This window comes from Paenibacillus sp. MAEPY2, from assembly GCF_000499205.1.
GTDB lineage: Bacteria > Bacillota > Bacilli > Paenibacillales > Paenibacillaceae > Paenibacillus > Paenibacillus vandeheii.
Genome location: NZ_AWUK01000030.1, coordinates 281,637 through 305,532, shown reverse-complemented (window position 1 = coordinate 305,532; position 23,896 = coordinate 281,637). Strand labels below are relative to the sequence as shown.

General features: G+C 47.5%; 31 protein-coding genes. All 31 read left to right on the top strand.

Translation table 11 applies throughout. From position 1 onward, the window contains the following. Nucleotides 1-145 precede the first annotated feature (145 nt). The gene (locus tag P364_RS0122890; RefSeq protein WP_024632398.1) at nucleotides 146-646 is read left to right on the top strand and encodes a hypothetical protein; all 501 of its coding nucleotides are present in this window, start codon (nucleotides 146-148) and stop codon (nucleotides 644-646) included. A 16-nt stretch (nucleotides 647-662) separates the two neighbouring features. After that, nucleotides 663-1,091, top strand: coding sequence for a hypothetical protein (locus P364_RS0122885; RefSeq protein ID WP_024632397.1), 429 nt, complete (start codon nucleotides 663-665; stop codon nucleotides 1,089-1,091). 166 nt (nucleotides 1,092-1,257) lie between these two features. Further along, nucleotides 1,258-1,503: a hypothetical protein gene (locus tag P364_RS0122880; protein WP_024632396.1), complete on the top strand. Its 246-nt coding sequence runs from the start codon at nucleotides 1,258-1,260 to the stop codon at nucleotides 1,501-1,503. 63 nt (nucleotides 1,504-1,566) lie between these two features. Further along, nucleotides 1,567-2,364: a terminase small subunit gene (locus tag P364_RS0122875; protein WP_024632395.1), complete on the top strand. Its 798-nt coding sequence runs from the start codon at nucleotides 1,567-1,569 to the stop codon at nucleotides 2,362-2,364. After that, on the top strand, nucleotides 2,357-3,691 hold the full coding sequence (locus P364_RS0122870) for a phage terminase large subunit (protein ID WP_236642072.1): 1,335 nt from the start codon (nucleotides 2,357-2,359) through the stop codon (nucleotides 3,689-3,691). Before P364_RS0122875 ends, P364_RS0122870 begins: the two co-directional genes overlap by 8 nt. 2 nt (nucleotides 3,692-3,693) lie before the next feature. Further along, nucleotides 3,694-5,187 carry a phage capsid protein gene (locus tag P364_RS0122865; protein ID WP_024632393.1) on the top strand — a complete coding sequence of 498 codons (1,494 nt, stop codon included), beginning with the start codon at nucleotides 3,694-3,696 and terminating at the stop codon, nucleotides 5,185-5,187. Continuing rightward, nucleotides 5,184-6,299, top strand: a complete 1,116-nt coding sequence (locus P364_RS0122860) for a phage minor capsid protein (protein WP_024632392.1) — start codon at nucleotides 5,184-5,186, stop codon at nucleotides 6,297-6,299. Before P364_RS0122865 ends, P364_RS0122860 begins: the two co-directional genes overlap by 4 nt. Before the next feature lie 106 nt (nucleotides 6,300-6,405). Further along, entirely contained in the window at nucleotides 6,406-6,996 is a 591-nt protein-coding gene (locus tag P364_RS0122855; RefSeq protein WP_024632391.1) for a phage scaffolding protein, read from the top strand. Nucleotides 6,997-7,013: 17 nt separating this feature from the next. Continuing rightward, nucleotides 7,014-7,967: a major capsid protein gene (locus P364_RS0122850; protein ID WP_024632390.1), complete on the top strand. Its 954-nt coding sequence runs from the start codon at nucleotides 7,014-7,016 to the stop codon at nucleotides 7,965-7,967. 13 nt (nucleotides 7,968-7,980) lie between these two features. Continuing rightward, on the top strand, nucleotides 7,981-8,244 hold the full coding sequence (locus tag P364_RS35555; protein ID WP_024632389.1) for a hypothetical protein: 264 nt from the start codon (nucleotides 7,981-7,983) through the stop codon (nucleotides 8,242-8,244). Between the two features lie 7 nt (nucleotides 8,245-8,251). Continuing rightward, entirely contained in the window at nucleotides 8,252-8,617 is a 366-nt protein-coding gene (locus P364_RS0122840; RefSeq protein ID WP_024632388.1) for a hypothetical protein, read from the top strand. Then, a complete protein-coding gene (locus tag P364_RS0122835) occupies nucleotides 8,617-8,943 on the top strand; it encodes a hypothetical protein (RefSeq protein ID WP_024632387.1) in 327 nt (108 codons plus the stop codon). The genes P364_RS0122840 and P364_RS0122835 overlap by 1 nt, the downstream gene beginning before the upstream one ends. Before the next feature lie 35 nt (nucleotides 8,944-8,978). Further along, nucleotides 8,979-9,332, top strand: a complete 354-nt coding sequence (locus P364_RS0122830) for a minor capsid protein (protein WP_236642073.1) — start codon at nucleotides 8,979-8,981, stop codon at nucleotides 9,330-9,332. After that, the gene (locus P364_RS0122825) at nucleotides 9,329-9,718 is read left to right on the top strand and encodes a minor capsid protein (RefSeq protein WP_024632385.1); all 390 of its coding nucleotides are present in this window, start codon (nucleotides 9,329-9,331) and stop codon (nucleotides 9,716-9,718) included. The genes P364_RS0122830 and P364_RS0122825 overlap by 4 nt, the downstream gene beginning before the upstream one ends. Before the next feature lie 9 nt (nucleotides 9,719-9,727). Beyond that, nucleotides 9,728-10,180, top strand: a complete 453-nt coding sequence (locus P364_RS0122820; protein ID WP_024632384.1) for a phage tail tube protein — start codon at nucleotides 9,728-9,730, stop codon at nucleotides 10,178-10,180. A gap of 23 nt (nucleotides 10,181-10,203) precedes the next feature. Then, complete coding sequence (locus P364_RS0122815; protein ID WP_024632383.1) at nucleotides 10,204-10,509, top strand: hypothetical protein; 306 nt, start codon at nucleotides 10,204-10,206, stop codon at nucleotides 10,507-10,509. Beyond that, on the top strand, nucleotides 10,451-10,855 hold the full coding sequence (locus P364_RS0122810; RefSeq protein WP_442952344.1) for a Gp15 family bacteriophage protein: 405 nt from the start codon (nucleotides 10,451-10,453) through the stop codon (nucleotides 10,853-10,855). Before P364_RS0122815 ends, P364_RS0122810 begins: the two co-directional genes overlap by 59 nt. Beyond that, on the top strand, nucleotides 10,856-13,876 hold the full coding sequence (locus tag P364_RS36315) for a phage tail protein (RefSeq protein ID WP_024632381.1): 3,021 nt from the start codon (nucleotides 10,856-10,858) through the stop codon (nucleotides 13,874-13,876). A 12-nt stretch (nucleotides 13,877-13,888) separates the two neighbouring features. Then, a complete protein-coding gene (locus tag P364_RS0122800; RefSeq protein ID WP_024632380.1) occupies nucleotides 13,889-14,248 on the top strand; it encodes a DUF6711 family protein in 360 nt (119 codons plus the stop codon). A gap of 4 nt (nucleotides 14,249-14,252) precedes the next feature. Then, the gene (locus tag P364_RS0122795; protein ID WP_024632379.1) at nucleotides 14,253-16,337 is read left to right on the top strand and encodes a hypothetical protein; all 2,085 of its coding nucleotides are present in this window, start codon (nucleotides 14,253-14,255) and stop codon (nucleotides 16,335-16,337) included. Nucleotides 16,338-16,414: 77 nt separating this feature from the next. Continuing rightward, on the top strand, nucleotides 16,415-16,999 hold the full coding sequence (locus P364_RS0122790; protein ID WP_024632378.1) for a stalk domain-containing protein: 585 nt from the start codon (nucleotides 16,415-16,417) through the stop codon (nucleotides 16,997-16,999). A 62-nt stretch (nucleotides 17,000-17,061) separates the two neighbouring features. Further along, nucleotides 17,062-17,256 (top strand): YqaE/Pmp3 family membrane protein, encoded by a 195-nt coding sequence (locus tag P364_RS0122785; protein WP_024632377.1) that lies wholly within the window; start codon nucleotides 17,062-17,064, stop codon nucleotides 17,254-17,256. A gap of 71 nt (nucleotides 17,257-17,327) precedes the next feature. Next, nucleotides 17,328-17,489: a hypothetical protein gene (locus tag P364_RS37620; RefSeq protein ID WP_161634205.1), complete on the top strand. Its 162-nt coding sequence runs from the start codon at nucleotides 17,328-17,330 to the stop codon at nucleotides 17,487-17,489. Beyond that, nucleotides 17,479-17,697: a hypothetical protein gene (locus P364_RS37415; RefSeq protein ID WP_152532735.1), complete on the top strand. Its 219-nt coding sequence runs from the start codon at nucleotides 17,479-17,481 to the stop codon at nucleotides 17,695-17,697. Before P364_RS37620 ends, P364_RS37415 begins: the two co-directional genes overlap by 11 nt. Further along, a complete protein-coding gene (locus P364_RS36310) occupies nucleotides 17,651-20,422 on the top strand; it encodes a hypothetical protein (protein ID WP_024632376.1) in 2,772 nt (923 codons plus the stop codon). The genes P364_RS37415 and P364_RS36310 overlap by 47 nt, the downstream gene beginning before the upstream one ends. An 11-nt stretch (nucleotides 20,423-20,433) precedes the next feature. Beyond that, nucleotides 20,434-20,943: a hypothetical protein gene (locus P364_RS0122770; protein WP_024632375.1), complete on the top strand. Its 510-nt coding sequence runs from the start codon at nucleotides 20,434-20,436 to the stop codon at nucleotides 20,941-20,943. Between the two features lie 55 nt (nucleotides 20,944-20,998). Then, complete coding sequence (locus P364_RS38510; protein WP_268870905.1) at nucleotides 20,999-21,130, top strand: hypothetical protein; 132 nt, start codon at nucleotides 20,999-21,001, stop codon at nucleotides 21,128-21,130. Nucleotides 21,131-21,143: 13 nt separating this feature from the next. Continuing rightward, nucleotides 21,144-21,617 (top strand): hypothetical protein, encoded by a 474-nt coding sequence (locus P364_RS0122760; protein ID WP_024632374.1) that lies wholly within the window; start codon nucleotides 21,144-21,146, stop codon nucleotides 21,615-21,617. A 1-nt stretch (nucleotide 21,618) separates the two neighbouring features. Continuing rightward, the gene (locus P364_RS0122755; protein ID WP_024632373.1) at nucleotides 21,619-21,897 is read left to right on the top strand and encodes a phage holin family protein; all 279 of its coding nucleotides are present in this window, start codon (nucleotides 21,619-21,621) and stop codon (nucleotides 21,895-21,897) included. Then, complete coding sequence (locus P364_RS0122750; RefSeq protein ID WP_024632372.1) at nucleotides 21,884-22,816, top strand: glycoside hydrolase family 25 protein; 933 nt, start codon at nucleotides 21,884-21,886, stop codon at nucleotides 22,814-22,816. Before P364_RS0122755 ends, P364_RS0122750 begins: the two co-directional genes overlap by 14 nt. A 101-nt stretch (nucleotides 22,817-22,917) precedes the next feature. Further along, entirely contained in the window at nucleotides 22,918-23,865 is a 948-nt protein-coding gene (locus tag P364_RS0122745) for an FRG domain-containing protein (protein WP_024632371.1), read from the top strand. The last annotated feature ends 31 nt before the right edge of the window (nucleotides 23,866-23,896 follow it).

Here is a 23,896-nt window from a genome sequence, read left to right as displayed (position 1 = left end):
TATCATAGGGCTCTCCATTCCGGAGGGCTCTTTTTTTAAAGTGCTTGGTTCAATAGAACTGGGAAAAATGACCCATTATTATATCTTTTATGTTATATTTGTGGTAAAATAAGGGTAAACATTGAGTAAGGGCGGCCAGTCACGTATGAATAATTTTTTTGGTTTTAGGGTCGGTTACATTATTATCGCATATATTGTGCTAAGAGCATCCTTGTTTGATCCAAACGTATCTATGGTTGTATTCTACAGCCTTCTTTTGTTGTATCTGACGCCTTTTGCTTTTGACTATCACGGACTTGCTCCGATCTCTTCATGGGGGAAAATATCTAAAAACGTAGGTTTTTGGGTAACACTTTTTACAATTTGTTTTGCATTAGCCAATGTGTTATATAACGCAATGTCGAAGAATAATGATTTAACAGAAGGGCAGCAAGTTTACCTGTTAGACTATCCTATATCTATTAATTCAGTCTGGTTGTTTTGCGGTTTTTGGCTGGTCTTAGCTCTCAATGATTGGGTGGTGTACAGCTCTGCTCAGGAGAAAGATCGTCGCAAAGAACTTAGGGAAGAGACCAGAGCAGAAGCGGAGGAAACGTTCGAGAAACGTCTAAACTACTATAGAGGACAGCAAGGAATCAAGAAGTAGAAAGGAGGAGGAAAAGATGTTTTCATTTGTTTATATTTTATTTTTGGTGTACTTTGGAATAGTGCTTGGCACCTTAATGAAATTTAAAGAGAACAATATACGACTCGGCGCAAGTTCGTATTTCGTTATTCCTCTTATCCCTTTTGTGTTATTGGGGTTTCATATGAGGGTTATTATTCAATACCTCAAACATGGAGAATCTGTTAGTTTACGTATTTTGCTTTTCCCCATCTTTAATTACCCAATGCTGGTGGGGGTTTTTATAGAAATGCTTCTTGAAAGAAAAGCTCAGCAGATTGTGCTTCAAGAAAAGATGTCAAAGAAAAAACGTAGGAAAAGCAAAAAAGTTAGCTATATCCATGTAATAAATAGGGGGCGTGTGGGCGTAGATTGGGATGACGCTATTTCCTTATTAAAAAGTAAAATGTTTCACACTGGAGCATAAAAAGTCCGTCCTTTTCAAAGAAAAGGTGGGCTTTTTTTTCTTTTACATAAATCTGAGAGAAGCTGAATTGCAAGCTCGATCTTTAGGTGGTGAGGAGTCATTGTTAAAAGAGGAACAGCCCCTTATTTTGTCGAAGTGACAGTGTAAAGGAGAGGGGGTGTATACTATGAACGAGGCTAAGGTATTTTTATATCAGGTAGAATCAGACAGTCAATACAATGCTTCAGAGAGATTTGATTGGGAAGTTACGATTGCGCTCGGTGCGAGCGGGAACTATTTTGGGAAAATCAACGGTCATGGGAACGTAGGGCTTTCAGGCGACAATTATCCATGGACTGATACTAAAGTAACTGATCTTGAAGCGGCAAAAGCCTTTATGATCAAAGAATGTGATAGGAAATCAAGAAGATAAAGCATCCTTCGGGGTGCTTTTTCTTTTACATACGAATACATTAGCGGAGGTGGTGAAGATGAATTGACGCCGAATTGGGAAGAGATTAGACGATTGTTTGAGACAAGCAATTTAACGCTGAAGGAGCTCGCTGAGCAATACGGGATCAAGGATTCAACGATCCGTAGCCGCAAGAACCGAGAGAACTGGCAACGAGGAGCCGCAACGCAACGCAACGTTGCAACGTTGCAACACGCAGCGCCGAAAGTCTCAGAGGACACTCAGCTGACGGATAAGCAGCGCATTTTCATCATGGAGTACCTGAGAGATTTCAATATCACACGTGCAGCCATGGCAGCGGGCTATAGCAAACGTTCAGCACATGTGGTTGGATGGGAGACGCTAAGAAATCCTAAAGTGCATGCGGAGATCCAGCGACATAAGGAGATGTACACCGAGGCGCTGGGCTTGGACATTCAACGGATCATCGCTGAATACATGAAAATTGCCTTTGCGGATATCACGGATTTCGTGGATTTTGGTCGCAAGGAAATAACCGTTGGCCAGGATGGAGAGGGCCAGCCGATCACGCAGCAAATCAACTTCGTCGATTTCAAGAATGCGGACGAGGTGGACGGGGCGATTGTCAGTGAAATTAAGATAGGTAAGAGCGGGACCACCGTCAAGCTTGCTGACAAAATGGAAGCCCTGAAGATGCTGGATCGGTACGCTGGATACATGACCGAGGAGCAGAAAGCCCGTGTTGCTGTGCTGAAATCGAAGGTTCCGGACAAGGACGGCTTCAATCCAAGTGCTCAAATCGTGGCTTTGGCTGACATGATTAATAATCCGATACCTGAACGGGTGATGGACGATGACTGAGGCCGCTCTGATCCCGTATGCGCCGTTTAATCAAAAACAGGCCAGTTATATTGCCCGTAGTAAAGACGCCTGGCTGAACGTAGCTGAGGGCGGTAAGCGGGCAGGAAAAAACATTATCAACCTGATTGCCTATGCGATGTGCCTAGAGGTTCATCCGGACAAGCTGCATCTGGTCGCTGGTGTTTCCTTAGCTGCAGCCAAGATGAACGCCATTGACTCGAACGGCTTCGGGCTTCAGCACCTATTCGCGGGGCGTTGCCGCGAGGGAGAATACAAGAACCGGGATGCACTGTACATTCAGACCAAGACCGGGGAGAAAGTGGTCATTATCGCTGGCGGCGGTAAAGCCAATGACGCTGCCCGGATCAAAGGTAACTCGTACGGTACGGTGTACATTACCGAGGTCAACGAGTGTCACCAGTCGTTCGTGCAGGAGGTCTTTGACCGGACACTGGCGAGTAGCTTCAGGCAGCTCTTTTTTGACCTTAACCCTAAGCCCCCCTCTCACTGGTTCTACCGTGACATTCTGGATTACCAGGACGAGCTGCTGAAGCTTGGAGAGAACACCGGATACAATTATGAACACTTCACCGTGTTTGATAACCTTTCTATCCCTAATGACCGTCTCAAGACCACGCTATCCACGTATGACAAAGGCAGCCTGTGGTATCAAGCTGATATTTTGGGTAAGCGAACAGCGGCCACAGGGCGGATCTACACGGGATACACTAAGCCGGGAGTTGTTGTTACTCGTAAGGATATTAAGGATTTCCGATTTATTGAGTTCTCCATAGGTATCGATATTGGGGGTACAGACGCCACGGTGGCAACGCTGACCGGATTCACACCAAGGTATAAAGATGTGATCCTACTGGACGGCTATTACCATAAGCAGGGCAAGGAGTCTGGATATACACATGACCGGTATGCTAAGGAAGTCGTGAATAAGATAGTCGAGTGGTCGGAGACATATCCGGCCTTTTTGTCATGTGCTCATATCTTTGCTGAATCTGCTGATAAGCTGTTCCGGCAGGCGCTGGCTAATGAGTTGAAGCGGCGCGGCCTGCACATTCCAGTAGTGCCAGCGTACAAGAAAGAGGGCATTGTGGACCGGATCCGGCTCACAACTATTCTCATCAACCAGGGCAGATACAAGGTGATGGCCCATCTAAAGCAGTGGCAGGAAGCTCTAGAGAATGCGACATGGGATGAGAAGGAACGCCAGAAAGGCGAATGGGTCCGGACGGATGACGGCAGTTACCCGGTTGACTGCTTGGATAGTAGTGAATATGCCGTGCAGCCGTTCAAGCGCAGATTGGAGGTATAGAAATGGGGTGGTTTCAGAATATGGTCATGAAGATATTGAGGATTCAGCCAGCACCGGAGAACAAGTCATTCATCATTCGTGAGCCGTTCAGCTATCGGACCAGTGTCCTGCGTAACCGGCTCTGGTACCGTGGAGATCCGTCCGAGCTGGAACAGTTCTATAAGCAGTCGGTCACAGATAACGTGAGCCGTTCCCGATTCTGGGCAGCGGTACCGAGTGAGAATCGGCATATCCGGAAGATCCATTCAGGATTACCGGCTATGATTGTGGAGCGCCTGTCTGATATCGTGGTTTCGGATATGGACCAGATCGAGCTGGAGACACAGGAGCAGACGAATCTGTGGGAGGAAATCGCCAAGGATAACAACTTTGATGAGCTGCTGGGTAGTAGTCTGATTGAGGCATTGGTTGAGGGAGATGGGGCGTTCAAGGTAACTCTGGATACCGACATTACCCCGTACCCGATTATTGAGTTTTACGCAGGCGATAAGGTTCGGTATAGACGAGAACGGGGCAGGCTCCAGGAGATCATCTATTACACGGAGTACCGTCATAACGATAAGGATTACCAGCTGGAAGAGACATTTGGCAAAGGGATCATCACCTATAAACTGCTGAGTGCGGACGGGAAAGAGGTCCCCCTGGCCATGGTGCCTGAATTAGCTGGCCTGGATGAAACGACATTTACGGGTGACTTCATTTGGGGCGTGCCGCTGTCTGTGTTCAAATCATCCAAGTGGCCGGATCGTGGCAAGTCCATTTATGAGAGCAAGGCAGATAGCTTTGACGCCTTGGATGAGGTAATCAGTCAGTGGTGGGATGCTATCCGATCCGGACGAGTGCAGAAGTACATTCCTGAAGACTTGCTTCCTCGGGATCCGAATAACGGAATGCCCATCAAGCCGAATCCATTTGATATGGACTTTATCGCGGCCGGTAGGACAATGGCTGAGGATACCAAGGATCAGATTTCCCTGGTGCAACCGGCAATCCTCTATGAGGCGTTCGTATCGTCCTATGCTTCTGCATTGGACATGTGCATGCAGGGGATTGTATCGCCATCAACTCTTGGCATCGATCTGAAGAAGACGGACAATGCCGAGGCGCAGCGTGAGAAAGAGAAGGCAACACTGTACACCCGCGGCAAGATCATTGAACGCCTGAACGAGGTCATTCCAGAATTGGTGTCTATTGTGCTGAAGGTTCATGACAACAACCAGCAGCGGACCCCAGGTGAGTATGAAGCCTCCGTCAAGTTTGGTGAGTACGCTAGTCCTTCCTTTGACGCTGTTGTTGAGACAGTAGGCAAGGCCAGAACGTTTGGTGTGATGAGCGTTGAACGTGCGGTCGAAGAGATGTACGGCGACACCTGGACCGATGTGGAAAAGGCCGCTGAGGTTGCCCGATTAAAGGCAGAACAAGACATTTTGGATGAACCTGCATTGAACCGAGATGATCCACCTGATCCTGAAGACGACGAAGTTGATGAGACATGAAGAAGAAATATGACATTCGCCAGATCTTCAGCGACATGGAAATGGATCTGATCAAGTCCATGCAGCGTAACCTTCAGCGTCACAAGGATGACGAGGAACGAGAGGGCAAAGAGTGGGAGCAATGGCAGCAACGCAAGCTGGAGGATATCCAGCGTTATCGTAAGGAGACACGCCAGATATCCAAGAAGTATGAACCTGAAGTGAAGAAGGCAGCCGAGGAAGAGGTTAAAGGCTCCTGGCGGCGCGGAGCTGATCGGGTGAAGAATACGGTAAAGAGCCTATGGAGCAAGATCACGGGCAAAAAGCCGGATATAGAGTCAGAGGATGGTTCAGACCGTAGCTTCTTCAAAATGAACGAGAAGCGGGTCAATGCTCTGGCAGATGCAGCAGAGAATAATCTGCAATTAGCCCGTCACGCCATGCTGAGGCAAGCGGATGACGTGTACAGACAGACCATATATAAGAGCCAGGTATATCTGAACAGTGGAGCTGCTTCGCTGAATCAGGCTATTGACCGGGCTACTAAGGATTTTCTTGAAAAGGGCTTCGACTCCATCACCTATGCAAATGGTCGAAGGGTGAATGTGGCCAGTTATGCGGAAATGGCGTTGCGTACATCCTCCCAGCGTGCGGTGTTTGCCGGAGAGGGTGCCAAACGGGATCAACTTGGCATTCGAACCGTGGTGATATCGTCACACGCCAACTGTTCCAAGCTGTGCCTGCCGTATCAGGGCAAGGTGTTCATTGATGACGTGTATTCAGGAGGTTCAGCCAAAGACGGTAAATACCCCTTGCTCAGTACAGCGATTGCAAACGGGTTGTTTCACCCTAACTGTCGCCATAACATGACGACGTTCATTGTAGGAACTAGCTCACTGCCTAAGCCTGCTGATGATGAGAAAGCTTTGGCCAACTACCAGGCAGAACAGAAACAGCGCTACATGGAACGTCAGATACGCAAGTACAAGCGCCTGGAAGCAGGTAGCGTGGACAAAGGAAACCAGGCGAATTACAAGGCCAAGGTTAGACAGTGGCAAGCCCAATTACGGATACACCTGAAAGAACATGATTACTTACGTAGAGATCCCAAACGGGAGAAGGTAAGAGTTTAAAGGCCCTAGCTGAGACTGTTGGGGCCTATTGCTCGTTGACCGGAGCATCACGGTCCGCTCCCTTAGCTGGAGAGCAGCTATATAAATCTATGGAGGCTGATGACAAATGGATTGGCTCAGAGAACTGTTGAAACAAGCAGGTTGGGAAGATGCAAAGATCGATGCATTTATTGGGGACGTAAATAAGGAATTACCGAAGCACTTTGTACCTAAATCGCAGTATAACGAGTTATCTGAGACTAGGAAGAAGCTAGAGAAGGACGTTGCAGATCGAGACAAGCAAATTGATGACCTGGGCAAAACTGCGGGGCTGTCTGAGGATCTGAAACAACAGATCGAGACGCTGAAAACCGAGAATCAGACAGCCAAGACGCAATATGAATCCGATCTGAAGGAAGTCAAGATCAGCAACGCCATTACGGCTGCGTTAAGCGGCAAGGTTCATAACGAGAAAGTTGTCACAGGTCTGATCGATAAGACGAAGTTGGTCCTTGGAGATGACGGCAAGATTGTTGGTCTTGATGAGCAGTTGACAGGATTGAAGACTTCAGATGCTTATTTGTTCAAGCCTGAAGAAGCGCAGGGCCAGCAACAACAGCAGCAACCAGGTATTAAAGTAGGTGCCGGCAAAACCGAACCACCTGCAGGCGGACAGCTCTCCCTGGGAGATGCCATTGCCGCACACTTTACAAAATAGAACAGGAGCTGATTTGAATGGCAGTAACATTGGCAGAAGCAAAGAAAAACGTACAGGACGCAATTACACTTGGGGTGATTGACGAATTTCGGAAGAATAACTTCCTGCTGGAAAACCTCACCTTTGATGATGCGGTTTCCCCAACGGGTGGCGGTGCAACACTGACTTACGGTTATACACGTTTGATCACGCAGCCTACAGCACAGTTCCGTGAAGTGAATAAAGAGTACACCCCGCATGAGGTATCCAAACAACGGCACACTGTTGACCTGAAGGTATTCGGGGGCACGTTCCAGATTGACCGAGTTATCGCTAATATGGGCGGTATCGTGAGCGAGGTTACGTTGCAGATGGCGCAGAAGGTTAAAGCCGCTCAGGCGCTGTTCAACGATACCGTAATCAATGGAGATTCTGCGGTGGAGGCATTGGCTTTTGATGGTCTGGACAAAGCTTTGACAGGCTCCAGCACAGAGTATGTCCCTACTGAGGTAATCGACCTATCTACATCCGCAGCCATTGATGCTAACTACAAGGTATTCCTGGATCAGCTGGATGAATTCCTGATGGGGTTGGATGGACCGCCTTCCGCGATCATGGGTAACTTGAAGATGATTGCGAAGATCCGGGCCGTTGCCCGCCGATCAGGTGCGTACACCAATACAAGAGACGAATTCGGTAATCAAGTTGAAAAGTACAATGAGATTCCATTGATCGATCTTGGAGCTAAGTCGGGGTCGAATGAGCCTGTAGTCGGGACTGACGCAGCTGGAGAGACAAGCATCTACATTCCTCGTTTGGGTCTGGATGGCTTCCACGGTGTATCCATGGCAGGCGTGGCGCCTGTACAAACATGGTTGCCGGACTACACTACATCTGGAGCAGTGAAGACGGGTGAGGTGGAGATGGTTGCGGCCGTTGCACTGAAAGCGACCAAGGCAGCTGGCGTAATGCGTAAAATTAAAGTTTCCTAGGGAGGAATAGATCATGGCTAAAGTATTTGCACCAAATAAGGAATACACAGGGCTGTCCGCCGGCGTCGCCTTTGCAAATGGCGTAGGTGAGACGGACAACCCTCATTTGTTGAGCTGGTTTGAATCAAAAGGCTATGAGGTGGAGAAGGAGCCTGAATCAGTCAATGAGCCAGGCCCAACACCTGCAGATCCGAAAACGCCTAATGGTGTTACTGAACCTACACCTAACGATCCGCCTGAAGATAAATCGGCAAAAGGCACTAAAGCCGGAAAGTAGGTGCCATATGCCCTACGCTACACCGGATGAATATGAACTGTATGGAGACGGCATGATTCCGGCTGAGGACTTGAATAAGGTTCTCAGTCGGGCATCCGATCAAATAGACAGCTTGACCTATAATCGCATCGTACAACGTAGCCTGGAAGGTCTGACAGCCTTTCAGCGGGGGAATGTGGTCAAGGCAGTATGCCAACAAGCGGATTTCCAGTTTCAATATGGGGATTATTTGGACTTCCCACTCTCTGGATACTCAGCAGGCAGTGTCAGCGTGTCATTTAAGGCCGTTGAAGGTGCTGGTGGGGTTAAGACTACCGAAGGTGTTACAAACCTGCTGAGAGCCACAGGGTTGATGAATAGGGGGCTATGTTGATGCGGGGTAAGTTTCCATTTCCACATTGGATTTTGAAAACACCGGTTCAAGTGTTCCGAACTGAGACGTCAGAAGACGGGGAGCCTGTCGAGGAATTAATCTTTGACGGGCTCGCTTGTTATGACGAGAAGATGCGTCAAAAGCTTGATAAGGAGCGCCGATTGGTTACACTGTCCGGCAAAGTGATCATCCGAGGCGATATCCTGCCTGGGAAACTGATCGAGGGCTTTGTCCGGGTTGGCGGCACTGATCGAATCATATTTAGCGCATCAAGGCCGCAGCATCCAGACGGCAGCGTCTTTTCTACAGAATTGGAGCTGAGCTGATGGTTAAAGTGAAAGTGACGATGGATCCTAGGGCAATGCGAAATATCGCAAATGCTCCATTGAAAGCACTGGAGCAAGTCGCCAACGGGAAAGCAGAAAGCATCCTGACTGAAATTGCTAACGCTCAGGTCGTGCCAAAGCAAACAGGGGAGCTGGAACGCAGTGCCTGGGTGGATACTACAGGGCTCAAAAAGGGCAAGGTCAAGATTGTGTATGACACGCCATATGCACGCCGTCTTTACTGGCACCCGGAATACAACTTCCGCAGAGACAAGAACGCCAACGCCCAAGGGTTGTGGCTGGAAGCTTGGCAGAAGGAACAAAAAGGCTGGATACGTAAGACATTTGAAAAGCTGGTCAAGAAGTTTGGGGGTGGGTTCATCAAATGATGCTATCTGAGATCCGCGAATGGATCAGGACAGAGATCGAGAGCCCGAACTGGTACATTGGCAAGATCGATGGGAGTAAGGAAAAGTGTATTGGCATTTACAACGTGAATACAGGTCAGCCCTACATTGCCATCGGAGGGTTGGATAATACTAGCTATGCCACAAAAGGCGTTTCCTTCCTGATTCACTGGAGCAAGAATGCAGACACCGCAGAGCGCAAGGCCCATGAGGTCTATGGCGCTCTTTTTGGTCGTGCAGGCGTTGAGATCGGCGGTAAACGGGTTATCGCCTTTGAGATGCGTACACCCGGCCCTGTCGATGTGGGAACCGATGATCAGAACATATACGAGTTGGTCGTTGAAACGATTATTTATTACGAGAGGTAGGGGAATGGAATGCCAACAACAGGCGTATTTCCGGTTCATAACAATATTTTCAAAGTGGGCATCAAGGGGCGGGCATCTACGGATTCAGAAATGGTGATGATCAAGGATCTGGAAAACTTCGCGCCAGCTATCGACGGTAACACCGAAGAATGGAGTTCCATGGATCAGGCAGGCTGGACAAGACGTGCGGTAACAGGTAAATCCTTGTCGTTCAGTTTCAGCGGTAAGCGGAACTATGGCGATCCAGGTAATGATTACATTGCAGGGTTGATGTTGGGGACGGGTCAACAGGTGGAAACGATATTTGAATGGACTATGCCTTCCGGCGCGGCGCTGACCATGAATTGCGTCATTAACTTGACCACACCAGCAGGCGGCGATTCGACCAACATTGATGGTCTGGAATTCGAATTGTTGTCTGACGGAAAGCCGGAATTTGAGAAAGCACCAACCACACCATAATTCAAACCAAGGGGGATTTTAAGATGGCCAACATTATTAATCTTACAGATAAATTTGCAAAAGACGAGGTGGCATCAATCCAGATTGGAAACAAAAAGTATCCAATCAACAATTCCGTAGAAGCTGTTTTGGGTTTTGAAGAACTGGCAAATGACGCTTCTGTAAAAGGGCTTCTGAACGCAATTCAAGGGTCTTTGGGTGAGAAAGCCGTAACTGAAATCGGTGTAAGGAAAATGAGCGTTGAAAACTTGAAAGTGCTTATGTCGGGTCTTGTTGCAGCTATGCAGGGCTTATCCTACGAGGAAGCCGCTGCCCGATTTCGACAATAGCGCCGCGCCGGAAAACTGGTACGATTTGCGCGAGGACTGGTCTTTAATTGAAGCCAGCCTTGCCAAACAGTACGGTATCCGCATCCGGCAGCACGGAGACATGCCGTGGGAAGAATTTTGTACATTGGTTGGGGGCCTTATGCCGGATACACCATTGGGAAGCATCGTAACCATCCGAGCAGAGAAGGACCCGAAGACAATCAAGGGTTTCAGCGCGGATCAGCGCCGCATTTACAATGACTGGCGTAAACGGCAAGCGGACCAGAAGTTGACTGATCCCGAGAAGTTAGATCAGGAGATGAAGAGTCTGGAAGCGGCAATGGCCCGGATGTTTGGGGGTGGGTAGATGGCTAGTGCAGGAAGCGTAGATTTAGACCTAGGGCTCAATTATGGGCCGTTTCAAAGTCAACTTAACGGAATCGCTGGTACAGCTACCAACCTCGTCGGCGGGGCCTTTAGGGGCCTTGGCGGTATCATTGCTGGAGCATTCGCAGTTCATAGCATAAAAGAGTTTGGTAAAGAAGCCATTAACCTGGCATCGGATCTGGCCGAAGTGCAGAACGTGGTTAACGTCACGTTCGGATCAATGACAAACCAGATTAACAACTGGTCATCGAACCTGATTGAATCGTTTGGCCTGTCCGAGTTGTCCGGTAAACGATATGCATCGACGATGGGAGCCATGCTCAAGTCGTCAGGTATCACAGGAGAAGCCATGAAACAGATGTCCGTCAAGTTGACGGAATTATCTGCTGACATGGCTTCTTTTTATAACCTGAGTACTGACGAAGCGTATTACAAAGTGTTTTCCGGTATGGTCGGTGAGACTGAGCCGTTGAAACAATTGGGTGTAAACATGTCCGTAGTCAATATGGAAGCCTACGCGATGTCACAGGGCATCACAAAGTCTTGGCTAGCCATGACGCAATCGGAACAGGCCATGCTGCGGTATGGCTATTTGTTACAGGTAACGGCCGATGCTCAGGGTGACTTTGCCCGTAACGGTCAGAGCTGGGCTAACCAAGTCCGCATGATGTCGGAACAGTGGAACATCTTCAAGGGCACAATGGGTGCGGGGTTTATTAACATTTTGACTCCGATTCTCAAGGGCTTGAACTGGATCATAGCCAAACTGCAGATTGCGGCAGCCTATTTTAAAGCATTTACGGAACTGGTCTTTGGTGACGCTGTGAACGCTGGTGGTGCCGGAATGACGGTGGCAACAGATGCCATGGGCGGCATGGGTGATGCAGCAGCGGCCGCAGCTCCTGCCGTGGAGGATACAGGGAAAGCGGCTGAGAAGGCAGGCAAGAAGGCGAAGAAAGCCGGAAAAGACATGAAGGGCAGTCTGGCCGGATTCGATCAGCTCAACACACTGGCACAATCTACTGCTTCTGCTTTAGATGACGCTGGCTCAAGTGCTGCTGGGGCTGGCAAGGGAATAGGCGGGGGTCTGGGCGGTATGGCCGGGTTCGGTGACCTGGACTTGGGTACACCTTCGATAGAAATTGATCCGATCAAGCAGCAAGTGGCGGCCTTCTTGGAAGACATCAAATCTCGTTTTGCTCAAGCGTGGTCTTTCATATCCGCAGGCTGGGCGGGTATCGCTCCGGCTTTCCAGCCTTTTGTGGACATGATGGGCCCTATCGGTAAGTCCATTGACAATATGGGCCAAACGTTTCTTCGGCTCAAAGATGGCGTCCTGGTACCGATGGCAAAACACATTTTAGGGAATTTCATCCCATCTATTGTTGGTGGGTTTGTGAAGTCTTTTGCCCCGGTGATTGCGGATCAGATCGTATGGGCGTTTGATTTACTTGATCGGACATTCGAGAATTCAACTAATCAATCCATTAAGCTATGGGATACTGTGTGGTTGCCGAGTTTGGATAAGGTAAAGAACGCATTTGTCACCAATATGCCACTCATTGCTGCATCCCTACAAAGCTTGCTGGATGGGACACTGAATCCGTTTACTGACTTCATGCTGAATGAATTCGCTATCCCTATTTCGGCCACGTTGACCGAGACACTTGTCCCTATTTTCACGGACACACTGGTCTGGGCGATTGATACCTTCGCGAAGACGTTTGACAATGCCGTTAATCACATCAATGAACTGTGGGCCGGAACGTTGAATCCAGCACTGGAAGAGTTCCGGGATATGTTCTTGGACATTATTCCACAGATCGGTGATTCATTTGATAACTTGCTGAATGGCACGATCAAGCCGTTTGTGGATTACGCATTAAATGAATTCATCATCCCGATTGCTTCCAAGATCACGGAGACACTTGTCCCGATCTTCACGGATGTATTGGTCAAGGCGTTCGAAGAAGCTGCCAAGACATTTGAGTGGGCCGTCGACATGATCAATGATATCTATAACACGGTGTTGAAACCCGTCTTTGACCTGATCAAGAAAATTGTCTTGGATACGCTCCAGATCGTTAAGGACCTATGGAATAAGTATGGGAAGGATATCCTTGACAAGATATCTGAGATGATGGAGAACACGCGAAAGCTGTTCCAAAAGTTGTGGGACGATGTGTTGAAACCGATTATTGAACCGTTCCTGAAGAAGCTTAATGAAATCTGGGACGGTACGTTGAAGGGAATCATTAAGCAAGTGGGCGAGGTTGTCATGAAGCTGGTAGCGGCGGCGCTGGATATCTATAACAAATTCATTGTGCCATTAATCAGCTACATTATAGACAAGCTGGCTCCGAGCTTTACCAAGGGGTTCAATATCGTATTGAACATTGTCACCACTGTAGTTAAAAGCGTAGGCGACATTATCAAGGGGCTGCTGAAAACGCTTGGCGGGATCATTGATTTTGTTGCAGGCGTATTTACGGGTGATTGGAAAAAGGCCTGGAACGGTGTCAAAGACATCTTCGGTGGCATTTTCGATTCATTGTATGGCTTGGTTAAAGCGCCATTGAATTTGATCATTGACGGGATTAACAAGGTCATTGGAGGGTTTAACAGCCTTAGCGTTAGCATTCCGGAATTCGAGATATTCGGAAATAAAGTAGGCGGAGGAAGTGTCGGCCTTCCTAATCTTCCGAAGATACCGAAACTGGCGAAAGGTGGTTTGGCCTATGGTCCAACGCTTGCCATGGTCGGGGATAACCGGGGCGCTTCCGTTGACCCAGAAGTCGTGTCGCCGCTGTCCAAGCTTAAAGACATGATTGGCGGCAACAACCAGCCTATGGTTGAACTTCTATCCATGATCTTGGATGCCATACGGAACAATGACAAACAGACCGTTATTCAACTCAATGGTACGGAGCTGGGGCGTGCTGCAGTAAGTGCTATAAACGACATCACAAGGCGTACAGGCCGTTCACCATTAACGACATAGGAGGGATGCAGATTGGAAATCAAAATTAATGGCCAAGAGATTGCCGCTTATCCCTCCACGTACCAGGTGACGGTACTTGACTTGGATGACGCTAATTCATCGGTACGTACTGCAAACGGAACCTTGAACCGGGACCGGATAGCCGTCAAACGGCAGATAGACATGACTTGGGGGATGCTGACATGGGCAGAAATGTCCTCCATCCTTCAATCCATGTCCAATGTGTTTTTTGACTGCACTTATCCAGATCCCATGACAGGGAAGCATGAAACTAAACGGATGTATGTCGGTAATCGGCCTGCACCGTTCAGCGTTATGAGTGGCGGCGTGATGTACTGGTCCGGGCTCAAATTGACGCTGACAGAGAGGTGATCAGATGTATCCAATATCGCCGCTCTACACGGATTACCTAAGACGACCGGACAGGGAATTTATCGTTAAAGCCCTGGTACAGTCAGAGGAATATGATAGTAGTAAAATTGTGGACTTTAGTATTGAAAATAGCTTGAGCCTGAACGATGGCTTTGAGATCGGAACGGCCATTCCAAGCAAACTTACGATCAGGTTACGAACGAATGAAATCATCCCGGCAAATGCCCGAATCGTGCCGTACCTGTCCTTATCCATGGCGGGGATGACTTGGCTACAAGCGCAGTACCCATGGCAGGATATGCATGTTTCCTGGACAGGGGACGGGACGGACTGGCTACCGCTGGGAGAGTTCTTCGTTGATGGCAGGGAACGGGTTAATGATGTATGGACCTTCACCTGTTATGACAAGCTGGTTTTTGCGGATGTGGCTTACATATCATCCTTGACTTATCCGACCACGCAACGTGCCGTATTCAATGAGATTTGCAACCGGTTGGGCTGGACGTATGACAGCAGCGTGGTGATCAATCCAGCGTATCAGATACAGGCAGGGCCAGCAGGGTACAGTATGCGTCAGGTGCTGTCCTATATCGCTTCTGCGAATAGCGCCAGCATTTACATTGATAAGGCGGGTACCGTGAAATTCAAACGGTTCACGGCTGCTGATACTCCAGTGTTCGATATGACTACGGCTGATTATGTTCAGGTGAAGCAAACCAATCCAGTGAAGACGTATACGCGGGTTGTGGTCACCTACAACATCGAAGATGAATTGCAGTATGAAGCCGGGACAGGTGATGATAACCATACGCTGTATGTGGAAAATCCTTTTGCTACTCAGGCGGTCACAAATGGCCTTCTGGCAGCTCTGAACGGGTTCTCCTATCTGCCACTCACAATGGATGCCAGAGGCTTCCCACAGCTTGAACAGGGTGACGTCATCGGGTTTGAACAGCAGGAAGGCACAACCTGGGACGAGACAGTATCAACATGGCAGGATACACACATACCGTGGGATGGTATCATGCGGTATAAGACGGTCATTCTCCATCAAGTGTTCAACTTTGCTGGTGGCCTACGGATGACGCTGGAAGCACCTTCTGTTTCTGAGCAGCAGAGTGAATTTGTGGTGGATGGTACCTTAACGACTGCTGTCAATAAGCTGAACAAGGAAGCTGTGAAGGAAGGGAAGTCCTATTACGGGGCTACCATCACACGTAATGAAGGGTGGATTGTTGAGAGGGAGGACCACCTAAGTAAAGCGGTGTTCAACTCGGATGAATTGACCTTCTACGCTGAATCAGATAAGGCTATTTGGTTTGACGTGCCTAGTAGGCGGTACAAGTTTAACGGAACTCTTGAAGCCGTAGATGGAGTGTTCAGCGGTGATCTAAAGGCGGCAGGCGGCACATTCGGAGGTACGCTCCAAGGTGTAGACGGGACATTTGAAGGTACAGTCTCAGGTGGACGTTTTGTAGGTGGTAGTATCCAAATAGGCAGTTCATTTTCAGTCAATGAATCAGGTCATATGGTAGCTGTAGGCGGGGAATTTAGTGGAACAATTTCAGCAGCCGTTATAAACGGTGTACAAATTAATGGTTCGACTATCATTGGTTCAGTCTTGAAGACATCTGAAAGCGGCAGGCGTATTGAAATTGACCAAGCTGGCTGGAGATCCATAGACGCATCTAACCGCAAGCGGGTGAGTATTGGATACAATGATGCCGCTGGAATGGCTGGCCTTACGTTCTTTAGCGAGTCCGAAGCCTTGATGGGGCAGCTATACGCTTCAAGTGGAAGCTTCTCTCTGATTGGGCAAAATGATATGCTTATTCGGGCTATGAATGGCACGTTATCTATGCAAGGTGCAATAGACTTTTCGTTCGCCACCGTACAAGGGCTTGGTATTTCTAAAATAGCTGGACTACAAACTGAAATTAACTCTTTGTGGACAGGGCTGAACGGGAAAGCATCAACAAGCCACACACATAGCCAGTACGCAGTTAGTATGGCTTATGATGCTGCTACGAAAAACCTAAAACTATACAACCAAAGTGGGTCAGTTATTGCAACTGTGAATCTCGCTTAATTTGCTCTGCAACCTTTACTGTACTCTAACCGTAATGTATCATAATAGGTAAATTGCACCATTACGGAGGTAGAAGCATGAAAAAGGTTGCACACAAAGTTGCATATATTGCAGGCGGTATTATCATAGGGATTGTTTTTTCGACATCGGCAGGGGCTTTTGCTGATCAGGTCAAATCACTTGTTGGTAAAAAGGTTACGGGTGAATATAACATCGTCGTTGATGGGAAGAAGCTGTCGGATAAGGGGGCTGTCATTGATTCTAAGGCTAATGTCCCAGCGCGTGCCCTATCCGAAGCGTTAGGAGCTGATGTTTCTGTGAGTGGCAAGACAATAACAATTACTTCAAATTCGGAAGAGAGCACTAGTGTGGATAATACGGTTTCTAACCCAACATCTGAACTCAATAAATACATGGGTCAATCTAAATCCAGTTTAGAGGAATCCAAAAGGATAACTCAAGAAAAGATTCTTGTCCCAACAAAAGAAATTAGAGAAAGTAAAGTTACTCAATTAGCTGAATTGGAAAAAATGAAAGGTGGAGATTTCACTCCTCAAGTAATCACCAACCTAAAAAAAGAAATCAGTGACTTAGACGCTGAAATAGCTAAGTATGAAGCAGACCTAAAGTTGATCGAAGAAGCATTGGCTACAGCTAAATAAAACTCTACTCTCAGTTAAATTATGGTAGTATGTACCTATAATTGATGTAGGGGGAAATCGAGTTGTTATACTTTCTTTGCTTTTTACCGCCACTAGCCGTTTTGTTCTGTAAGAAGCCGGGGTCATTTGTTCTGAACATCATTCTTACTATTATCGGGTACATTCCCGGTGTGATTCATGCATTATTAGTGGTTCATAGTTACAAGGCAGATAAACGGAATGAGAAGTTAATTAGGGCTATCGAGCGTAGCCGTTAATGAATTAAATAAACAAATTGAGAGTCCATTTCATGGGCTCTTTTTTTTGTTGCCAAAAAGGAGTGAACGGCATGGAAGAACAGCGATTACGTGAGATCATCCGCGAAGAGTTGAAAGCACATGACGAACGGACCAAAGCTGAGGTTATCACGATCCGGGTCAATGATCAGATGAAAGCAACCATGCTTGGAATTTTGAAAAATATGAATTGGGGTGGCACAAGTGAGGGTTAAGAAAGTGCTTGAGCTGTCCGTGGACGTGACTGACATTTTCCGTGAGTGTCCATTGGTGATTCGGGCCATGTTGGAGACGTTACCGACGCTGGATTCTCAGGTTGCGTTCCTTCGGGCTATTCACCAGGACGTTGAAACTTTATTGAAGGGAGTTGTTACAAATGGCGAACCGGTACGCGAATCTGGAGGGCAGCAAAAAGATCAGTGAGGATTTCAATAACATCAATATCGGCTTTGACCGCGTGCAGGCTGAGATGGATACCAAAGGAACCCCAGCAGATGCCCAGGCAAAAGCTGATGCAGCCGAACAGGCTGCCATTGATACGGCTGCTGCCGCTCTGACAGCCCACAAGCAACGTGGAGCCGATGAGCATCCCACGGCAAAGGGGAACTCTGCTGGATTCATGAGTGCGGCTGACAAGCTCAAATCAGATGCCAGCACCAGTGCCGCAACCTCTGACACACTTATGCAACGTGACACAGCAGGCCGCGCCAAGGTGACCGCTCCAGTGGCAGCGGATGACATTGCCCGTAAAGCTGAGACGGACGCCGTACAATCAAATCTGGACAGCCACGCAGCGGATACGGATATCCATGTTACTGCTGATGACCATGCAAAATTGGATAGCATCGCTGAAGGTGCTGAAGTTAACCAGAATGCATTTGCAGTTATCAATGATGTAGAAGCTTCCAGCAAGTCTGATACGGTTACTTTGGTTGGCGGTACCGGGATTGCGGTTTCTACTAACCCTGTAACAAAAGAGATTATGCTGACAGCAACAAGTGAAGCTACACCGGGTGCTCATGCATCCTCTCACGTTACTGGTGGATCAGACGTTATTCCAGATGCAGTGATAGGCGGTGCCAGTGGCCTGATGAGCGGTGCTGATGCCAAGTTTGTCCGGCAAGATGGCGAGAGCAAGACAGGAGCGCAGGCCAAGGCAGACGCAGCAGAGTCAGCAGCCAAAGAGTACACAGACAATCAGGTGGAAGCTATTACGGATAGACTGGATAGTCCTGAGCGTGCAGCTATTACACTCCAAACAGGTATCCATGTAGTTCAGGCAGATCAGGACGCAGCATTTAAATTGGCAGGGCTACAAGGCCGGACAGTGCTTAACTACCAAAGTCAGGTCGGTATCTATGGCGTGCTTAACCCTTATGTCATCCGATATGGTGCTAATCTGCTTCCGCCGTTTTATGAATATGAATCCTCTGCGGGTATTACCGTATCTCCGTGGAACTTTGAGAAGCCGTATATTGCTATACAGAAAGCCAATAGTACCGATGGACATTATATCCGTTTCCAAATCTCCGTCGTACCTAATAGTGAGTACACATTCGTGTGCGATCATAACGGATATGTGGCGGTTACAGCAGGAGACGGAACTACACGCCTTGTTTCATGGACTAACGCAAAAGAGGTTACTTTCAACGCAGGGGAAAACACCTTTGTATACGTGTTCTTCGGTAATTTTAACGGAACGAGCGGTGTGGTAGGCACGTTTACTTTTGCTAATCCAATGCTCAATATCGGCAACTCTGCTCTGCCGTTTGTGCTACGCCAAGATGCCATGCTTGCGCTACAAACGGAGATACACGCCAATCCAGATACAGGAGCTAACCCGGATATGGTGTTTGATCGGGATGGACAGTATTTCAAACTCGCGAAGTGGAAACGGGTTATATTGGACGGTAGTCTTGGCTGGGTATATTCCGCTACATGGACAGGTTATAAAAGAGTCGGTATATCTTCGCCTTTCGGTTCTGATGGCGTGACAGGTACTCAAATTGTGACTAAGTTTGACGGAAAATCATTGACGAACATTACGAATAACAATATGACAGCGATAGATCAGGTGGTTTTTGATACATCGTATTCATCTGCTAAATTGCAACTTTCGATATCAAATACAGACAGTGGATGGGGAGACTCATACACACCGACATCTGATGAGATTAAGGCGTATTTTATGGGATGGAAGATGTACCAAGAAGGGAATAGAGCAACGCCATATACGAGCGGAACCAAACAATGGTTTAAAATTCAGCGTCCAGCAGATTCCAGCGTAGCATCAATTCCAACGGATACGTACTCGGAGTGGACGCCATACCAACTCCTATACCAGCTTGCTACGCCAGTCGTGGAACCGATCACGTCAGAAGGACAATTGACGTTAATTGAGGGAGATAATCAGCTTGAAGTTGGAACGGGCATCGTGTTGCGCGAGAAGGCCCCAATCAACAACAATTTACCTGTCGCGGTCGCCATCGGGGATATCGGCAATCCGAACAAATATAAAATTAAAAAGGTTTTGGCGGTATATAAGGATAGCATTCGGGACCCACGCTGGTATACAAATACAGTAAATGCGAATGGCAATGAAAAGGCTAGGATTGATGGAGTTAATTACGATCCGTCATCTGCCTACAGCGTCACATACCTGATGCTGGACAAATATCCAGCGGTAGATGTGACGGGAACATATGCTGAGAATGAAAAGGCTCTGCTGCTGGATACTGTTCGGACGCTTCAGGAGAACACAACGCGGATATCTGTGCTGGAGAGCAAGAAGGCTGAGAAGGATGCTCCTGCATGGATTACCCCGACACTGCTTAACGGATGGGTGAACTTTACAGGTGGATTGTCGCTAGTAGGATATTACAAAGATTCAATGGGTTACGTCCATCTTAGAGGGGTGATAAAGCCTGGAGCAATGGGGTCTACTGCCTTTATTCTGCCAACAGGATATAGGCCAACTGCAACTCAGGTTTACATTGTGGCGGCTAATACGGATAATGCCAATGACGTTTTGGGGCGCTTGAACATAACAAGTGCGGGTGCAGTTATTCCCTTGAATGCAACAGGAACAAATATTACAACCTCAGGATGGGCAAGTCTGGAGAATATTCCACCATTCCTAGGAGTTTAAGGAGGGATCATATGAAAGCCGTACCTAAAGTAAATACAGACGGACTCTACTTGGAGGACGAGTTGGTGGACGATGCCTTTTCCGGTGTCGTCCCTTTTTATGCCGATCCTGAGCCAGTAGTGTTTGATCCTGAAGCGCCTGAACAGCCTGTGGAACCTGATGTGCCGGAAGAGGACGAGGAAGAGGTAGACAGGGAAATTGCGGGGTATATCGTAGGCGTGCCGCTTCCTGCTGGACTGTTCCGACCAAGGTTTGACTTAGCAGCTTGGGAAGCATACCAGGACGCAGATCCCCAGGAAAGTTTTCCTGAGCTATGGAACGAAGGTTTAAGCCAGGAAGAGATTGACGAATTGACCAAGCCACAGCCAGAAGAACCTTCTGAGATGGATATGCTTCAGCAACGCCTAATCGAAGCGGAAGCTGAGAATAAGCGTCTGGCCGAAGAGAGCAACGCCAATCAGCTTGCCCTTATGGAGTTGCATATGCTTGTGTTAAGTGTGGTGTCACCGGATGAGGGTTAAGCTTGCTTGGCTGCTGATTCGGTGGGCTCTAGCACTCATGAGAGGGGGTGAGACTATGTTAGCAGTATACGTAATGATGATCCACAAAAATCTGATCAAGCTGGAGCAAGTACCAGCAGGCAGCCGTGATCAAGTGGCCGCTGCTTTGCAAGCCGGAGACATGGACCAAAACGGAAATATCGTGTAAGAGGCGTTCCCATGTGGAGCGCTATTTTTGTGCCCTCTGGAGTGGTCAGGGGGCTTTTCCATATATTCAGATAGAGACGGGGGATTGGCGTATGGAAGCCATACCAGGAGGTGTGAATGACATGCAGGTGCAGGATGTTAATACGATTGTGGATTTGAAGGTACAACTGGCACGGATCGAGGAAGCGTTGAAACCGCTGGCGGCTTTGGCTCCAGGCTTGGCCGAGGTTCGGGAGATTTCGAAAGAAGCCCTACAGGCGGCCCAGCAAATGACTCTTCGGATTATTGACCTTGAAGCTGAATTGAAGAAGACAACCGATGTAGCCCATGAAGCCAAGCGCAATGCGGCCGATGCGCTGACACGTTTAAATAAGCATGATGAGGATCAAAAGTGGCTGAAACGTACCGTTTATGGTGCGGCATTAACTGGCATAACAGGGCTGATTGTAGCGGCTGTGTGGGCCGGAATTAAGTTAGGGGGAATGTAGTGTGGAATGGGACATTATTCAGGGATTAATTGATGGTAGGCTGCTGATCGTATTGGCAGCCTGCTGGGTGATCGGGTATGTATTGAAGTCAACGCCGAAGGTACAGGATTGGACTATCATTTATATCGTTTCTGGTGTAGCTATTGTATTTTCTATCCTGATGCTTGGTCTGAGTGTTGAGAGCGTGGTACAGGGCATTCTAGTGGGCGCTGTGGCGGTTTACGGTAATCAGTTGGTGAAGCAGACAAAAAAGGGAGCTGGTACAGATGCAAGCGCGTAAGCAGGGGAATGCTCAGGGGATTGACGTGTCCCACCATAACGGTAATATCGATTTCAAAAAGGTAGCAGCGGACGGGATTTCGTTCGTGTTTATCAAAGCGACTCAAGGCAAGTCCTTCCGGTCAAACAAGTTTCTACAGTTTGTAAAGGACGCCAAGGCGGCTGGCCTGCTGATCGGTGCATACCACTACGTGGATGACTCTGCTGGCAGCGTGGATGCTGCAAAAGCGGAAGCACAGAATTTCTACAGGGCCATTCAGGATGCTGGTGGGATCGGCGTTTTCGATCTACCGCCAGTTATGGACTATGAATCAAACAAAAAGGGACACAGCAAAGCAACGATTACGGCAGTAGCCAAGATGTTTCTGGAAGAGGTTCACAGGCTAACCGGAGTTAAACCGCTGGTGTATACATACCCGGCGTTTATCGGCAACTTTACAGGCTTGTCCTCATATCCTCTCTGGATTGCACGTTACAGCAATCAAACTCCTGCTGATGCATCCGGTTGGACAAGATGGGACATCTGGCAGTACAGCGATGGTGCGGCTGGTGGATATCTGCCACGCGGTAATCGGAAGATTGACGGCATCAACGGTGCGGTGGATCTGAACGAGTTTGACGGATCGGTTGCCGAACTGAAAGCTAAGTATTCAAAGAAGAGTGAACCCGTAAAGGAGGACAAGCCGGTGACACAAGAAAGAGACATTAATGAAGCAAGCAAGTGGGCAGCAGCGGCGTGGGCTGAGGTAACGGCAAATGGATATTTTGATGGGACACGTCCAGGGGCGCAGATCACGAGGGAAGAAACAGCCGTAGTCATTAATCGGCTCAGAAAAAATATCCTTGCCTTGCTTGCCACAACAAATGGCAATGTCACCGACTTGGACAAGCGCTTGAAACAGATTGAAGCAAAAGGATAATTGTGGTAATATAAAAGAAATCCGATAGCATCGGTGAGAAGAGCCCTATTAACCTTCAACGTTAATCAGGGCTCTTATTTTATGATGAATAGAGTGATAATGTGATTACATATGACCAAGTTGTTAAAATAGTACATATCAATTCTGCCAGAGAGATGTTTGATATACTATCTCCATTTGATAATCAATATGAGTTATTGAATAACGGATTTATTTTTCGTGGTGAGAGTACTACAAAATATACTCTAGTTCCAACGGCTTTAAGACCTGGAAAACGAAAGGAACTACACACATTATCTAAAACTGCCGTAGAGTACGATACCGAAAATGACATAGAATATTTTCAAAGAATTTATGAGTATAGAATACTCCAAGATTTTTTTATGAGATCAGATAATAATGGACTAAAAATTCCACACGTAGAACAATTAAGGGATAGTATGGGGTTGTTTTTTAAAGAGATGCACATAATTCATAAAAATTGGTTGCCTAAGGAATTCCATGAGTTGGCAGCTATAGCGCAACACTATGGCTTACCAACGAGGTTGTTGGACTGGAGCCTAGACCCTTTTGTTTCACTTTACTTCGCCTCTGTGAATGCTCTGAAACAAGGTATTGACGAAAATGATCATATGGTATTATGGGTGTTGGATCGAAAAGAGATTGAATTAAATAATGTTTCTAAGAATCCAACATCTCTAGAAATAATTAGCCCTCCATACGGTGGGAATGATAATTTACGAGCTCAAAAAGGTATACTTACATACTGGAAAAGCGAATCACTTGTAATGTCAGATGGAAAAATTAATTTCACAGTGAAAACTGATAGAGATTCATTGGATCAGCTTATTTATAAAAATGTGACTGAGAATGTGTCTTTTCAGAAAAAACCGAAGATTTTATTGTACAAATTTTTAATTCCTAACGATGAAGCTAAGAATTTATTTTTAGCTCTGCAGAAGCTAAATTATGATGCAGCAAAACTTTTTCCGGGATTTGATGGGATTTCTAAGTCAATCACCGAACTTATTCTTATATTAGAGGATTAATCATTAAAATAGCCCTTGTTAACCATTTAAG

Excerpts from the sequence above, each read along its gene's own strand:
- P364_RS0122890 (WP_024632398.1), top strand. The coding sequence starts at position 146 with ATGAATAATTTTTTTGGTTTTAGGGTCGGTTACATTATTATCGCATAT.
- P364_RS0122860 (WP_024632392.1), top strand. The coding sequence starts at position 5,184 with ATGAAGAAGAAATATGACATTCGCCAGATCTTCAGCGACATGGAAATG.
- P364_RS35555 (WP_024632389.1), top strand. The coding sequence starts at position 7,981 with ATGGCTAAAGTATTTGCACCAAATAAGGAATACACAGGGCTGTCCGCC.
- P364_RS0122850 (WP_024632390.1), top strand. The coding sequence starts at position 7,014 with ATGGCAGTAACATTGGCAGAAGCAAAGAAAAACGTACAGGACGCAATT.
- P364_RS0122840 (WP_024632388.1), top strand. The coding sequence starts at position 8,252 with ATGCCCTACGCTACACCGGATGAATATGAACTGTATGGAGACGGCATG.
- P364_RS0122820 (WP_024632384.1), top strand. The coding sequence starts at position 9,728 with ATGCCAACAACAGGCGTATTTCCGGTTCATAACAATATTTTCAAAGTG.
- P364_RS0122880 (WP_024632396.1), top strand. The coding sequence starts at position 1,258 with ATGAACGAGGCTAAGGTATTTTTATATCAGGTAGAATCAGACAGTCAA.
- P364_RS36315 (WP_024632381.1), top strand. The coding sequence starts at position 10,856 with ATGGCTAGTGCAGGAAGCGTAGATTTAGACCTAGGGCTCAATTATGGG.
- P364_RS0122795 (WP_024632379.1), top strand. The coding sequence starts at position 14,253 with ATGTATCCAATATCGCCGCTCTACACGGATTACCTAAGACGACCGGAC.
- P364_RS0122885 (WP_024632397.1), top strand. The coding sequence starts at position 663 with ATGTTTTCATTTGTTTATATTTTATTTTTGGTGTACTTTGGAATAGTG.
- P364_RS0122835 (WP_024632387.1), top strand. The coding sequence starts at position 8,617 with ATGCGGGGTAAGTTTCCATTTCCACATTGGATTTTGAAAACACCGGTT.
- P364_RS37620 (WP_161634205.1), top strand. The coding sequence starts at position 17,328 with ATGGAAGAACAGCGATTACGTGAGATCATCCGCGAAGAGTTGAAAGCA.
- P364_RS36310 (WP_024632376.1), top strand. The coding sequence starts at position 17,651 with ATGGCGAACCGGTACGCGAATCTGGAGGGCAGCAAAAAGATCAGTGAG.
- P364_RS0122865 (WP_024632393.1), top strand. The coding sequence starts at position 3,694 with ATGGGGTGGTTTCAGAATATGGTCATGAAGATATTGAGGATTCAGCCA.
- P364_RS0122870 (WP_236642072.1), top strand. The coding sequence starts at position 2,357 with ATGACTGAGGCCGCTCTGATCCCGTATGCGCCGTTTAATCAAAAACAG.
- P364_RS0122825 (WP_024632385.1), top strand. The coding sequence starts at position 9,329 with ATGATGCTATCTGAGATCCGCGAATGGATCAGGACAGAGATCGAGAGC.
- P364_RS0122830 (WP_236642073.1), top strand. The coding sequence starts at position 8,979 with ATGCGAAATATCGCAAATGCTCCATTGAAAGCACTGGAGCAAGTCGCC.
- P364_RS0122770 (WP_024632375.1), top strand. The coding sequence starts at position 20,434 with ATGAAAGCCGTACCTAAAGTAAATACAGACGGACTCTACTTGGAGGAC.
- P364_RS0122790 (WP_024632378.1), top strand. The coding sequence starts at position 16,415 with ATGAAAAAGGTTGCACACAAAGTTGCATATATTGCAGGCGGTATTATC.
- P364_RS0122815 (WP_024632383.1), top strand. The coding sequence starts at position 10,204 with ATGGCCAACATTATTAATCTTACAGATAAATTTGCAAAAGACGAGGTG.
- P364_RS38510 (WP_268870905.1), top strand. The coding sequence starts at position 20,999 with ATGTTAGCAGTATACGTAATGATGATCCACAAAAATCTGATCAAGCTG.
- P364_RS0122750 (WP_024632372.1), top strand. The coding sequence starts at position 21,884 with ATGCAAGCGCGTAAGCAGGGGAATGCTCAGGGGATTGACGTGTCCCAC.
- P364_RS0122855 (WP_024632391.1), top strand. The coding sequence starts at position 6,406 with ATGGATTGGCTCAGAGAACTGTTGAAACAAGCAGGTTGGGAAGATGCA.